General features: G+C 63.1%; 9 protein-coding genes. 5 read left to right on the top strand and 4 right to left on the bottom strand.

The features are described 5' to 3' along the window. Positions 1 to 65: 65 nt before the first annotated feature. The 3 genes from NCR35_RS22155 to NCR35_RS22145 form a co-directional block, all read right to left on the bottom strand. Positions 66 to 1,622: a phospholipase D family protein gene (locus tag NCR35_RS22155; RefSeq protein WP_250536096.1), complete on the bottom strand. Its 1,557-nt coding sequence runs from the start codon at positions 1,620 to 1,622 to the stop codon at positions 66 to 68. 172 nt (positions 1,623 to 1,794) lie between these two features. Beyond that, entirely contained in the window at positions 1,795 to 2,784 is a 990-nt protein-coding gene (locus tag NCR35_RS22150; protein ID WP_250536095.1) for a chemotaxis protein CheB, read from the bottom strand. 149 nt (positions 2,785 to 2,933) lie between these two features. Next, the gene (locus NCR35_RS22145; protein ID WP_250536094.1) at positions 2,934 to 7,100 is read right to left on the bottom strand and encodes a CheR family methyltransferase; all 4,167 of its coding nucleotides are present in this window, start codon (positions 7,098 to 7,100) and stop codon (positions 2,934 to 2,936) included. Between the two features lie 449 nt (positions 7,101 to 7,549). Here NCR35_RS22145 and NCR35_RS22140 point away from each other — a divergent pair, with 449 nt between their 5' ends. Both NCR35_RS22140 and NCR35_RS22135 read left to right on the top strand, forming a co-directional pair. Continuing rightward, positions 7,550 to 8,005, top strand: a complete 456-nt coding sequence (locus NCR35_RS22140; protein ID WP_250536093.1) for a response regulator — start codon at positions 7,550 to 7,552, stop codon at positions 8,003 to 8,005. A 268-nt stretch (positions 8,006 to 8,273) separates the two neighbouring features. Continuing rightward, a complete protein-coding gene (locus NCR35_RS22135) occupies positions 8,274 to 8,966 on the top strand; it encodes an SDR family NAD(P)-dependent oxidoreductase (RefSeq protein WP_250536092.1) in 693 nt (230 codons plus the stop codon). Positions 8,967 to 8,988: 22 nt separating this feature from the next. Here the strand turns inward: NCR35_RS22135 and NCR35_RS22130 are convergent, their stop codons facing one another. Beyond that, the gene (locus NCR35_RS22130; RefSeq protein ID WP_250536091.1) at positions 8,989 to 9,648 is read right to left on the bottom strand and encodes an HD domain-containing protein; all 660 of its coding nucleotides are present in this window, start codon (positions 9,646 to 9,648) and stop codon (positions 8,989 to 8,991) included. 138 nt (positions 9,649 to 9,786) lie between these two features. On the opposite strand from NCR35_RS22130, the gene pdxR reads away from it, so the two are divergent. The 3 genes from pdxR to NCR35_RS22115 all read left to right on the top strand — a co-directional run bounded on the left by pdxR (position 9,787) and on the right by NCR35_RS22115 (position 12,215). Beyond that, entirely contained in the window at positions 9,787 to 11,199 is a 1,413-nt protein-coding gene (gene pdxR / locus NCR35_RS22125; protein ID WP_250536090.1) for a MocR-like pyridoxine biosynthesis transcription factor PdxR, read from the top strand. 119 nt (positions 11,200 to 11,318) lie between these two features. Then, complete coding sequence (locus tag NCR35_RS22120; RefSeq protein ID WP_250536089.1) at positions 11,319 to 11,735, top strand: cupin domain-containing protein; 417 nt, start codon at positions 11,319 to 11,321, stop codon at positions 11,733 to 11,735. A gap of 24 nt (positions 11,736 to 11,759) precedes the next feature. Then, complete coding sequence (locus tag NCR35_RS22115) at positions 11,760 to 12,215, top strand: carboxymuconolactone decarboxylase family protein (RefSeq protein WP_250536088.1); 456 nt, start codon at positions 11,760 to 11,762, stop codon at positions 12,213 to 12,215. Positions 12,216 to 12,393 lie beyond the last annotated feature (178 nt).

The raw sequence follows: 12,393 nt of genomic DNA, 5'->3' as shown, positions 1-12,393 counted from the left end.
GCATAGATACCATCGGCATGTCATGCGCGCAACGTCGCATCGCGCGGGACGTCATTCGCGATGAATCACAGTTGCGATTCTATCGGCAGAATGCCGAGCATCCAGACGCCCGCGCGCTTGAGCGCCGACACGCCCGGCTCGCTGTCGAGCAGCGTCGTCCTTCCGTCGGCGTCGGTGTCGATCCATACCATGTGCGTGTCACCGTTACCGTCGTCCTGTAGCTCTACACGCCACGCGATGCGATCGATATTCGCGCCGATACCGTCCGCCACCTGTCCGGCCGCCGCCGCGCTTTCGCAATAGACACCGATCTCCGTATTCAGCTCGATGGAGCGCGGGTCGAGGTTCATGGAACCGATGAAAATGCGCGTGCGGTCGAACACATAGGTCTTCGCATGCAGCGACGCCTTCGACGAACCGAATGTCGATTTCTTCGTACTTTCGTGCTCGTCGGTCGATGCGACCGGCTTCAGCTCATACAAGCGCACGCCCGCTTCGAGCATCTCCTTGCGATAGCGTCGATAGCCGGCGTGCACCGCCGCGACATCCGTGGCCGCGAGGGAATTGGTGAGAACGGTCACGCGCACGCCCCGCGAGGTCATCGAGCGAAGCCAGCGCACGCCCTCTTCGCGCGGCACGAAATAAGGCGACACGATCAGCATGTCCTTCTCGGGATGCAGCTTCAGCGCCTTGAACTGCGAGATCAGATGGCCTTCGGCATCGCCGGGCGCGCGCGTGATTTTCGCGGGATCGTCGTAGAGCAGCGTCGCCTTGCCCCATGAGAACGAGGTGTCGCGCTGTTGAATGACAGTCGCGAGACGCTCGCGCACGTTCGCCACATAAGGCGAATGCTCTTCCGACAGAAGATAGGCATCGAGCTTCTCGCGATAGGCCGCTAGCGTGTCGGCGTCGGCATGACGTCGCATGAGATTTTCGATTGGATACGCCGCATCCGAATTCCAGTACAGATCGAACGCACTCGACACTTCGCGCACGACGGGGCCGTGCACGAGCACATCGAGATCGCCGAACGCGACCGTGCTCGATGCGCCGAAGTACTCGTCGCCGATGTTGCGTCCGCCGAGAATTGCGGCCTGATTGTCCGCGATGAGCGCCTTGTTATGCATGCGGCGATTCACGCGAAAGAATTCCGCTGCCGAGCCGAGTCTCTTGAACGTGCGATTCGCCACAGGATTGAAGAGACGCACCTGCACGTTCGGATGCGATGCGAGCGCAAGCAGAAACTGATCGTCGGCGTTCGTGCCGAGATCGTCGAGAAGAAGACGCACGCGCACGCCGCGATCGGCCGCGCGCAGGATGGACGCGGCCATCTCGCGGCCGGTGAGATCCGCGTGCCAGATGTAGTACTGGAGATCGAGCGTGCGATCGGCGGTCTCGCTCAGGATCACGCGTGCGATGAGCGCGTCCATGCCGTCCGACAGCAGGTGAAACGCGTTGTCGCCAGGATGCGCGGCCTCGCTCGCCGCGAAGGCGCTGCCGAGCCGCGTGCTCGCGGTGTCGGTCAAGGCGTGTGTTTGCTCGCGTGCGGCTTGCGGCGGAAGACTTGCACATGCCGTCATCAACAGCATGAGCGCAACCGTGATCCACTTGCCGAGTTTCATGGCGCACCCTCTGTATGGCGTGGCGAACCGTGTAGTCGCGCGCTATGTAGCAGCCGATGGCGGTAGATTCACGCATTTCAGGAGCGCAGCAAGAAGACGATGGGCCCGAGTCAGCGCCAGGCCCAAGTGCATCGATGAAATGACGGTCGTGTTCGCGGCTCGTTATAGCCCTCTATGGCTCGCCAACGCCCGCTGCGGCGCGCAAAAGTTCTGCCAATTTCTCGTTCTCGTCGATGCGCGCCTGTTCCACGGCCACGTCCGCGTCACTGCCCGCGCGCTGTGCCCACTGCTGCCGCTCGCGCGCGAAGATCAGGCGCTCGTGCACTGCGCGCAGCGCACTCCAGATCGCGTTATCGGCGGTTTGCGCGGTGGCTTCTTCCAGCGACAACACGGAGTATGCATGCCCGGTGTGGCATCGGTAGCGGAGCGGGCGGTCGTCGTTCAGCCGCCAGAGGGCGCCGTTGCAGCTGGGGCAGGTGAGCGCCGAACGCTGTCCGATCTCGTCGAGCACCTGCGGTTCGACGAGCCCACTCTCAGCAATCTGTGCCTCGCGGTCGAGGTCGGGCCGATTAGTCATGGAATGCTCCTTCCGCCGCTTTGCCCCCTTGACGGCCGCAAGAAGGACCGCCGGGAGGTCGTCCAGCTTCGCGATGACATCCGCGCCTCCGGCGGCTATCGCGCTGCGCGGCATCGACGGGGCCTCGCAGTCATCCGGATGCTGCACCACGCCGTAACCGCCCCGCGCGTGCACGGAGGCGAGGCCCGCGGCGCCGTCATCCAGGTCGCCACTGAGCACGACGCCCACGACGCGGCTTCCGTATTCGATGGCGGCCGATCTGAACAGCGGATCGGCGGCGGGCCGTGCGAAGTTCTCCGTCGCGGTGTCGAGCAGGCATAGCATGCCGTCGCGCAAGACCATGTGACGGTCGGGTGGCGCCACGTAAATTCTGCCACGCTGTAGCACTTCCTTGTGCTTCGGATGCGTCGCCGTATGAGAGCCCCAGCGCGAAAGCAACTCGGGCAGGACGCTCGGATGTCTGCCGATGTGCAGCACGATGCAAAGCGTGGCGTCCAGGTCCGCAGGCAACTGTGCCACGAGCGTCCTGAGGACGGGAAGTCCGCCGCGAGACGCCGCAATGACAACAATATCTCGATGATCCATAGGGCCTCCAACTCATGTAGGCCGCATTATTTGCGCCAGCCCTCGTTCGTACCCGTCGCGACGTCAGACCGGTGTGCTACGGCGGGCAGATTGCACGAAGCAGTTGATTCAATGCCGCCACGCGCCCGCGACACACCCGCGCCGATGCCCTAGCCGGTGGCCTGGCTTCCCTGATCGCGCGTCAAAACGCCCAGCGCATCCATCAGTTGCGAGAAATCCAGCGGTTTAGCCAGATGCACATCGTAGCCCGCTTCATGCGCGGCCTGAATGTCTTCATGCCGGTCGTGTCCACTGAGCGCGACGCAGCGCAGCGCAACCCATCCCGGATTCGCGCGGATCCGGCGCACCAGCTCGTAACCGTTCATGCCAGGCAGGTCGATGTCCGACACGACTGCGTCGATTGGCTTCTCCCCGAGAATCTGCAATGCCGTGTCCGCGTCCGTCGCGGCTTCGACCACCGCGCCTTCGAGTTCGAGCAGCGTAGTCAGCGATGCGCCGGTATCTTCGTCGTCTTCGACGAGCAGGATGTGCAGCCCGACGATACTCGCATTGTCTCGCGTGATGACGCTGACCGGCGGCGGGGTGTCCGCCGCCGGGAGCCATACCGACATCGTCGTGCCCATGCCGTGGCCTTCCGATGCCGCGGCGACCCTGCCGCCATGCTTCTCGACCAGTTGCTTGACGAGCGCGAGGCCGATGCCCAGACCGCCGCGAATGCGATCGCGCGGTCCCTGCCGGAACATGTCGAATACATACTCGACCATCGACGCGTCGATCCCCTGCCCGTCGTCGGCGACGTCGATGCGCAGCATGCGGCCTTCGTGCGACAGATTCAGCTTCACATGGCCGCCCGCATGGGTGAACTTCAGCGCGTTCGACACGAGGTTCCAGATGATCTGCTCGCACCGGACCGGATCGGCGAGCGCGATCGCAGGTCCCTCGGCCAGATGCGTTTCGAGCGAAATGCCGCGCGCGCCGGCGTCTTCCTCGCAAGCATCCGCGATGCTGCGCAGGATAGCGGACAGGTCCACCCGCTGCACTTCGAGCGTGAGCTTGCCCGTTTGAATGCGCGACCAGTCGAGCAGATCGTCGATGATCTGCGCCTGGCTGCGCACCGCCTGCTTGATGGAAACGGCCGCTTCGCGCACGGCGTCGATGTGCCGGACCTCCGGCAAGCGCGGCAGCATCTCCGACTTCACGCCTATCAGATTGAGCGGATGCTTCAGTTCATGCGACAGCACCGCGATGAACTCGTCCTTCACCTGATTGGCGCTCAACGCCTGCTCGCGCGCCCGCTGCTCCTGCTCCAGCGCTTCGCGGCTCGCGTCCTCGCGCTGCTTGCGCTCGGTCAGATCGCGAACGATCTTGCCGAAGCCGCTGAACGAGGCGTCCGATATCGGCGTGACCACGCCGCTGCAATAGATGCGCCGGCCGTCCTTCGTGCGATGCCAGCGCTCGTCGTCGGCGCGGCCTTCCCGCAGTGCGGTTTCCCGCTCGTGCGCGGGCACGAACGCCATCCGGTCGTTCGTCTCATAGATCAGCTCGATGTCCCGGCCGATCACTTCTTCTTCCGTGTACCCGAAGATTCTCTCGGCGCCCGCGTTCCAGCTCACGATCAAGCCGTCGCGGTCGTGAATGATGATCGCGTAGTCCTTGGTGGACTGCGCGACGAGACGCAGCCTCTGCTCGTTCGCGCGCGCCGCCTCTTCGGCGTGGTGCCGGTCCGTGATGTCGATGAGCGTGATCACCGCGCCGTCGATATGATCGTCGGCCGTGCGATACGGCAACAGGCGCATCAGATACCAGCGGCCCGACTCGCTCTGGATCTCGCGCTCGGTCAGCCGCAACGACTGGAACGACTGCCGCACGTCGTCGGCGAGTGTCGGGTAGCGCAGCGAATGCGTGATGTGAAAGAGCGAGCGGCCAATGTCGCTGTCGATGAGATTGAAGATCGCCGTCGCGTTCGGCGTGAAGCGCTTGATGCGAATCTCCTTGTCGACGAACACCGTCGCGATCTCGCTCGATTCGATGATGTTGTGCAGGTCGTCGTTGGCCTTCGCGGTGTCCTCGATGCGTGCCTGCAATTCCGCGTTCGCGGTGGTGAGTTCTTCGTTGACCGACTGGAGTTCTTCCTTGCTGCTTTCGAGTTCTTCGCTGGTCGAGCGCAATTCTTCGTTGATCGCCTGCAGTTCTTCGTTCGACGCCCTCAGCTCCTCGACCGACGTTTCATACTGCTCGATGATCGTCGCCAGTTGCTCGCGGCTCTGCTGTAGTTCCTGTTCTAGCTGCGCGAGCACCGGGTCCTGACCGGCGGCGTCGGCGTGTTCCTCGTCGGTCATGCGAGCCGACACTTCATCGAACACGATCAGCAGGAACCCGGCATTCGCGACCTTGTCGTGGAACGGCCGCACCGTCATGTTGATCCACGACGCGCGCGGCTCGTGTACCCACTTCACGCGGCGCGCCTCGACGCTCGTGCCGGTTTGCAGCGCACGGAAAATCGCGGTGCGAAGTTCGAGACGCAAGTCCGGCAGCACCAGCGACATGATGTTGCTCGACAATTCGCCGCCCGGATGGCGCAGGAAACGGCCCGCGTTGTCCGACAGATGCACGACGTTCGAGTCCCGGTCGATGATCACGCTCGGGGGCGCATACGTTTCCAGCGCGCGCTGATGCAGCTCCGTGAACGAGAAGCTGCGCTGCGCCGGACTGGCCGGCGCGCGCCGCGGCGCGGTAGGCACGCTTCGTTCGTCGGCGCTGGCCGTTTCGTGCTGCGACAGCGGCGGAAATCCGACCGGAGGCTTCGCGCGATGCGCGACCGTGCGCGCCCGGTAGATGCGCCATTTCTTGTCCACGACGACGAACAGGTCGTCGGCGGCATCGGCCGATTCGGCGGTGCCGAGAAACAGGTAGCCGTTCGGCCGCAGCGCAAAGTGGAATAGCTCGAGAATCTGCCGCTGCACCGCGCGTTCGAGGTAGATCAGCACGTTGCGGCAGGAGATCAGATCGAGGTGCGAGAACGGCGGATCGCGCAGCAGGCTGTGCGAGGCGAACAGGATGCGCTCGCGCACCGACTTGGCGATGACGTAGTGTGCGGACTGGCGCACGAAATACCGTTGCAATAGCGCGGGCGGCACGTCGTTCGCAATCGCGAGCGGATACGAGCCGGCGCGCGCGCGCGAAATCGCCGCTTCGTCGATGTCGGTGGCGAACACCTGAATCGAGCGGGCCGAGGCCGCCGCGTCGCGCGCCTGCGCCAGTTGCAGCGAGATGGAATAGGCTTCCTCGCCGGAGGCGCAACCGGCCACCCAGACGCGCACCTGGCCCTCGCCCGGCTCTTCGGTGAAAAGCGTAGAAATGACCTCGCGTTCGAGATAGTCGAACGCGCCGCGGTCGCGGAAAAACTGCGTCACGCCGATTAGCATGTCGCCGAGCAAGGCGTTCGCTTCGTCGGGCGTCGCGCGCAGGAAGTCGCGATAACCCATCAGATCGCGCTGTCCGTTGACCTGCATGCGCCGTTCGATACGCCGCAGCACGGTGGCGCGCTTGTACAGCCGGAAGTCGTGCCCCGTGCGCACGCGCAGGTGCATCAGTATGTCGGACAGCGCGCGCTCCGGGTCGTTGGCCAGCCGACGCGTGCGGTCGTTCGCCGGTTCTGCGACTTCGAGGCTTTCCAGTTGAATGCGCTGGGCATTCGCCGATAGTTCGATCAACCGCTGCGGCATTTCGGAGGCGGGCAGCACGATGTCGACGTGGCTCGTCGCAATGGCGTGCTGCGGCATCTCCGCGTACTCGGCATCGCTGGGCGTCTGCGCCATCGTGATCCCGCCCGCTTCCTTGATGCGGATGAGACCCGCCGCGCCATCCGATCCCGCGCCGGACAGCACGATACCGATCGCATGCTGCTCGTGTGCATCGGCAAGCGTGCGGAAAAAATGGTCGATGGTAAACGGCGGGCTCTCGGATGCATCGCGGTCGGTGGCTCTCAGGCAGCCATCCGACATTTCCAGCCGCTTGCCGGGCGCGATCACGTACACATGGTTTTTTTCGAGCGGCAGCGTGGAAGTCACCTGCCGCACCGGCATGCCGGTGGTGCGCTGCAGGATCTCGTCGACGTGACTCGCATGTTCTGCCGCCAGATGCACCACGACGACGAACGCCATGTCCATACTGCTTGGCGCATTCTCGAAGAAGGTCTGCAAGGCTTCGACGCCGCCGGCCGACGCGCCGATACCTACCACCGGAAACTGCAAGTCGCTCTTGACCGCAATGGGGGAACCCGTCGCTCGCTGGAGCGTCGACTTTGGCTTTGACACTGCGCCTCTCCTCGTCTAATGCGCGGCTGTGTTATCCACGAGCGATGCCGAATTGTGTACTGAAGTACCTATTGTAGGACCAGCGAAACGGCACAGCTATTGTAGGGCAGCCGTCGGGTCTCGGTCTCGCTTAAAGCATGACTGAACGGATGTCCTGAACGACCGATCGGACGGAGTTTAACGGAGGGGAGACTGCGAGACAGAATGAAGCCGACTGCGTGCTCGCGCCCGCGAGCCCTCGTCTTGCCCGCTTCGTGAGCCATGAAGTTCGGCCGCCCGACCGCCGTTCCGTGGCGCTTACACCGCGATCGTCTCGAAACTGCTTGTATTGATGTGAAACGGGGAATACAACTGTTGCTTTAGCCAGATCTCTAACGTGTGGTGCCGGCACGGAAACTGGGGCACGAATCGCAACTGCGGTTGGAGCAAGCGGGCGGCCAGGAGGCGCTATGACACGTCGCGTACCGTTGGACGACGAACAGGAGTGCGCGTTTTGGACGACGAACGTTGGGGCCAAGGGGACAACGGCCAATTGCCGTGTTCTCATCGGCCATCGCGATGAAGCTATTGGTGCATCGCTCGCCTTGCTCCTGACGCTCAAGAAGTACCAGGTCCTTTACGCCACGAACATCGCCACGCTACAGCGCCAGATCGCGAGTTGGCGCCCCCATGCGCTCTTGCTGGATACCCGGCTGGATGCGGATTCGCGTTATGCGTTCGTGCGCAGACTGCGCCAGGACGACCAGACGGCCCGATTGCTGATCCTTGCGATGAGCAACGTCTATCCGTTGGATTCTGTCGCGACGTTGAAACAGGCCGGTTTCGACGGGCACGTGCGAAGGCCTTGCTCGGTATGGCGCGTTATCGATCTCCTGGATAGCCACTTTTGTCGACAGGACGCCTGATAACCTTCCACAGCCTCTTGTTCATTTGGGTCTCCAAAGTAAGGGGCCGATTGCCCTCGCATTCGATGCACGCGCCGGTTCGGTGATGAGGCAGGGCCACTCATTACCCTTTGGCATATGTGCAATTACCTCCGATCGGCTACCCCCGATGCAGCACTTCCCGCAAACTCTCCACCGAGGGTTGAGAGCGAGCACGCGACGCGTCGCTTGCACACTCACTCACCAGGGAACTTGCCATTGACCCATGCTCAATCATCGGAGGTATCACATGACGGACACGAATACAGTCTTGATCGTAGGCGCATCGCGTGGATTAGGTTTGGCGCTAGCTGAGGAGTGGCTCGCGCGAGGGTGGAACGTGGTCGCCACCGTGCGCGGTGACAAGACGCCGCTGCATCGCCACGCGCAAGAATTCGGACAGCGTTTGCGCATCGAGCAGATGGATGTCACCAGAACCGAGGATATCGATAGCCTCGCGTCACGTTTCGCTGAACACGAGTTCGACGTTCTCTATGTCAATGCGGGTGTCGCGCTCGGGCCTGAAGATGGAGCCAGCGAGGTGTCGACCGAGGACTTCACGCGCCTCATGGTGACGAACGCGTTGAGTCCCATTCGCATCGTCGAACGGCTATGTGAAAAGGTGAAGGCGAACGGTACGATCGCGATCATGTCGTCGAGCCTCGGCAGCGTGGCACTCAACGAAAGCGGGGGATGGGAAGTCTATCGAGCCAGTAAGGCGGCCTTGAACACGCTCATGCGCTCGTTCGCTGCGCGTCACGCGGACGCTTCATGGTCTCTTGCGCTAGTCGATCCGGGGTGGGTGCGAACCGAGATGGGCGGGGCGGATGCGACGCTCGGCGTCGAGGAAAGCATTCCGGGAATCGTGAACCAGATCGAAGCGTTCTCGGGCAAGCCGGGCTTGCGTTATTACAATTATCGCGGGGAAACGCTTCCCTGGTGAGTCGCTTCGCGCGTCGACGACGTCAGCCCCACTTCGAATTGAGAATGATGTTGCACAGGTTCACGCGCTCGAAGCTCGGGTCCTTGTGCGCCAGGAAATCGTCGTTGAACGTGCCGAACGTGGTGCCCGGGCGATGCTTCATGCCGTCGTAGAAGGCATCGATCATTCTGGCGGCGAAGTCGGCGCCGCGCGGATAAGCCGCGACCACCGCCGCGCGCTGCGCTTCCGAGAACGCATCGAAGCCGCGCCCCGCTACGTCCATCCCCGCTCCGGCTTGCACCAGCGCAATCTCGCCATGCATGTGTTCGGGAATGCCCGGCGTCGTGTGAAGCGCCACCGCGGTCCACACCTTCGCCACGTCCGCCTCGTCGACACGGTGGCTGCGCAAGAAATCGCGTGCGGCGTTGGCGCCGTCCACTTCGAAGCGCAATTCGCTTTTGCCATACGCCGGCGTCAGACCGATATCGTGAAACATGGCGGCAACGTAGAGTAACTCCGGGTCGTACTCGATGCCGTTTCGTTTGCCCAATAACGCCCCCCATAGATAGACCCGCGTCGAGTGATTGAACAACAGTTCGCTCTCGATGTCGCGGATGAGTTCGGCTGCCTCACGCGCGAGCTGGCTGTCGGGAATAGCGACATGGGGGATGGCTTGAGTCGCTGCGGCTGTATCTTGCTTCATCGGTTACTCGAACGGGTTTTGTGAATCGGACAGTCATCGCGCGCCGAATGACACGCGGCGCTACAACCGGGAAGTTACGCTTCGCATGGGTCAGGGAACAGGCCCAAGATCGGTAAAAGCCACTGTACTATCGCGTCTATGGCAACACTTTCGATTGGACTCGATCGTGCCGGAGGCCTCCCGCTGTCGGCGCAAATCTATGGCTCGATCCGCCATGCGATCGAGTCGGGCCAGCTTGCCGCCGGCGCGCGGCTGCCCTCGTGGTCGGATCTGGCCGCGCAGTTGGGCGTATCGCGGGGCACCGTTCGTACCGCCTACGAGCGCCTGATCGACGAGCAGTTCGCGGTCGGACTGGGTGCGGCCGGCACGCGGGTCGTGGCAAGGCCCTCGCCCGCGACGGCCGGATGGTCGCCCGAGTCGCCGCCGCTTCCGGAGCTGTTCAACGATTTCAGCACGGCGCCGCTGGCGTTTCAGATGGGCGTGCCCTCGCAGGACGCGTTTCCGTTCAAACTGTGGTCACGGATTCAGGCACGCGCCGCCCGCCGCGCGGCAGCGGCTCCTGTCGGCTATCCGGACCCTCGCGGCGATCCCGAACTACGACAGGAAATCGCGTCGTATCTTGCGGTGTCTCGCGGGCTGCTATGCAGTCCATCGCAGGTCTTCGTCACCGCGGGTTTCGCGGGCGCTCTGAACCTCGCGATTCGCGGCCTGCGCATAGAAGGTGAACAAGCCTGGATGGAAGAGCCCGGCTTTCCGCTCACGCGCACGGCGCTCGGCCTCGCCGGCATGACGGTGGCAGGCGTGCCGGTGGACACCGAGGGGCTCGATGTCGACGCAGGCATGCGGATCGCGCCCACAGCCGCGCTGGCAGTGGTGACGCCGGGTCAGCAGGCGCCGCTCGGAATGACGATGTCGCTCGCTCGACGGCTCGCTCTGATCGACTGGGCCAGGCACCGCGATGCCTGGATCGTGGAAGACGATTATCTCGGCGAGCTGCAATTGAGAGGACGCGCTGCACCGGCGCTGGCCTCGCTCGACCGGGACGGACGCGTGCTTCACATCGGGACCTTCAGCAAGACCATCAGCCCGGCACTGCGCCTCGGTTATCTCGTTGTCCCGCAGGCGCTGGCACGCGGCTTCGGCGATGTCGCGGCGTGCCTTTCGCCCGCTCCGGCTGCATCCGTGCAGCACGCCGTCACCGAGTTCATGCACGACGGACACTTTCTTCGCCATCTGCGGCGTATGAAGCGTCTTTATGCGGGCCGGCAACAGGCGCTGCTTCGTTGTCTGCACGAACTGGGCTCGGAGTCGATCGAATTGCAGGGTTCCGCGGGCATGACCGTCGTGGCCGCGCTCACGCAACCCGCCGTATCGGATATCGAGATCGCCTCGCGCGCGCGAATGTTCGGGCTGGCCCCGGTCCCTCTCTCGCCCTGGTACACGACCGATCCGAAGCAGCAGGGGCTGCTGCTCGGCGTGACCAATCTCGATGAAAGAACCCTGGCGGGCAACTGCTCGCGCCTGCTCGAAGTGGTTCGCGGACACCACTGACCAGGCAGCGAGGGAGGTGGCGCGCACCGCCGTCTTGGTGCATTGAGAATGTTCATTCCTGGTGCTTTTGCGTGTCCCTGCGCGACACGACAATGCAAAGCACAAAGGAGCCAGACACCATGAACATTCGATTCATCAAGCGAGCCGCCTGTGCAGCCGTGGCGTTGGGCATTGCCGCATCCGCCTCGGCACATGGCGCGGCCGAGACCGTCACACCGAACTTCCAGCACGCCATTCCGAACGTTGCGGGCAAGTCGTTGACCGCGGTCGTCGTCGATTACGCGCCCGGCGCGGCGTCCTCGGCGCACAGACATGCGGGCTCGGCTTTCATCTATGCGTACGTCGTATCGGGCGACATCGAGTCGCAAGTCGATGACGGTCCGAAGCGCGTCTACCATGCCGGCGAGAGCTTCTTCGAGGAGCCCGGCTCCGTTCACCGCATAAGTCGCAATGCGAGCGAAACGCAGCCCGCGAAGCTGCTCGCGGTTTTCATCGCCGACAGCGACGACAGAACGCTGACCAGTCCCCTCAAGTAATCCATCACCTTCAGGAGTCACCTCATGAGCAAGCGTCTCGACTATGTTCAGATTGCGCCCGTGGGCGTCAAGGCCCTTGGCGGCGTCTATGGCTACGTGATGCAGAGCGATCTGTCGCCGGTTCTGGTCGATCTGGTCTACTTGCGCGTCTCGCAGATCAACAACTGCGCCTATTGCCTCGACATGCACACACGCGACCTGCTGAAGAAAGGCGTGAAAATCGAAAAGCTCGCGCTCGTGCAGGCATGGAGAGAAGCGGGCCATCTCTTCGACGACCGCGAGCGCGCAGCACTCGCGTGGGCGGAATCGGTCACGCTGGTGGCGCAGACCGGCGTGCCCGACGCGTCGTATGAGGCTGCCCGCGCCGTGTTCGATGAGCGCGAACTCGTCGATCTGACCATCGCCATCAGTTTGATGAATACCTATAACCGCATGGCAATCAGCTTTCGCAATACGCCGCAGGCCGTGCTGGAGCAATGAGGGTCACCGACGTGCAATTCATCTTTTAATAGCATGAGTAACCATGTCTGTTTCCGCACGTATGCTCTCTGAAGTTCGGGTTATGAGGAAAACGGCGGTATAGAGTCCTAAATTCGGCATGCGGCGCGCAAGTCCAAGCGCAGGGGTACTGAGGAAAGCCGACTACAAAGAGCTTGCT

Source organism: Caballeronia sp. AZ10_KS36, from assembly GCF_023631105.1.
Classification (GTDB): domain Bacteria; phylum Pseudomonadota; class Gammaproteobacteria; order Burkholderiales; family Burkholderiaceae; genus Caballeronia.
Note: the sequence above shows the minus strand (reverse complement) of the source record. Positions and strands in the feature narration are given on the sequence as shown.

Coding starts and splice junctions, on each gene's coding strand:
- NCR35_RS22155 (WP_250536096.1), bottom strand. CDS start 1,622: ATGAAACTCGGCAAGTGGATCACGGTTGCGCTCATGCTGTTGATGACG.
- pdxR (WP_250536090.1), top strand. CDS start 9,787: ATGGCAACACTTTCGATTGGACTCGATCGTGCCGGAGGCCTCCCGCTG.
- NCR35_RS22150 (WP_250536095.1), bottom strand. CDS start 2,784: ATGGATCATCGAGATATTGTTGTCATTGCGGCGTCTCGCGGCGGACTT.
- NCR35_RS22135 (WP_250536092.1), top strand. CDS start 8,274: ATGACGGACACGAATACAGTCTTGATCGTAGGCGCATCGCGTGGATTA.
- NCR35_RS22140 (WP_250536093.1), top strand. CDS start 7,550: ATGACACGTCGCGTACCGTTGGACGACGAACAGGAGTGCGCGTTTTGG.
- NCR35_RS22130 (WP_250536091.1), bottom strand. CDS start 9,648: ATGAAGCAAGATACAGCCGCAGCGACTCAAGCCATCCCCCATGTCGCT.
- NCR35_RS22120 (WP_250536089.1), top strand. CDS start 11,319: ATGAACATTCGATTCATCAAGCGAGCCGCCTGTGCAGCCGTGGCGTTG.
- NCR35_RS22115 (WP_250536088.1), top strand. CDS start 11,760: ATGAGCAAGCGTCTCGACTATGTTCAGATTGCGCCCGTGGGCGTCAAG.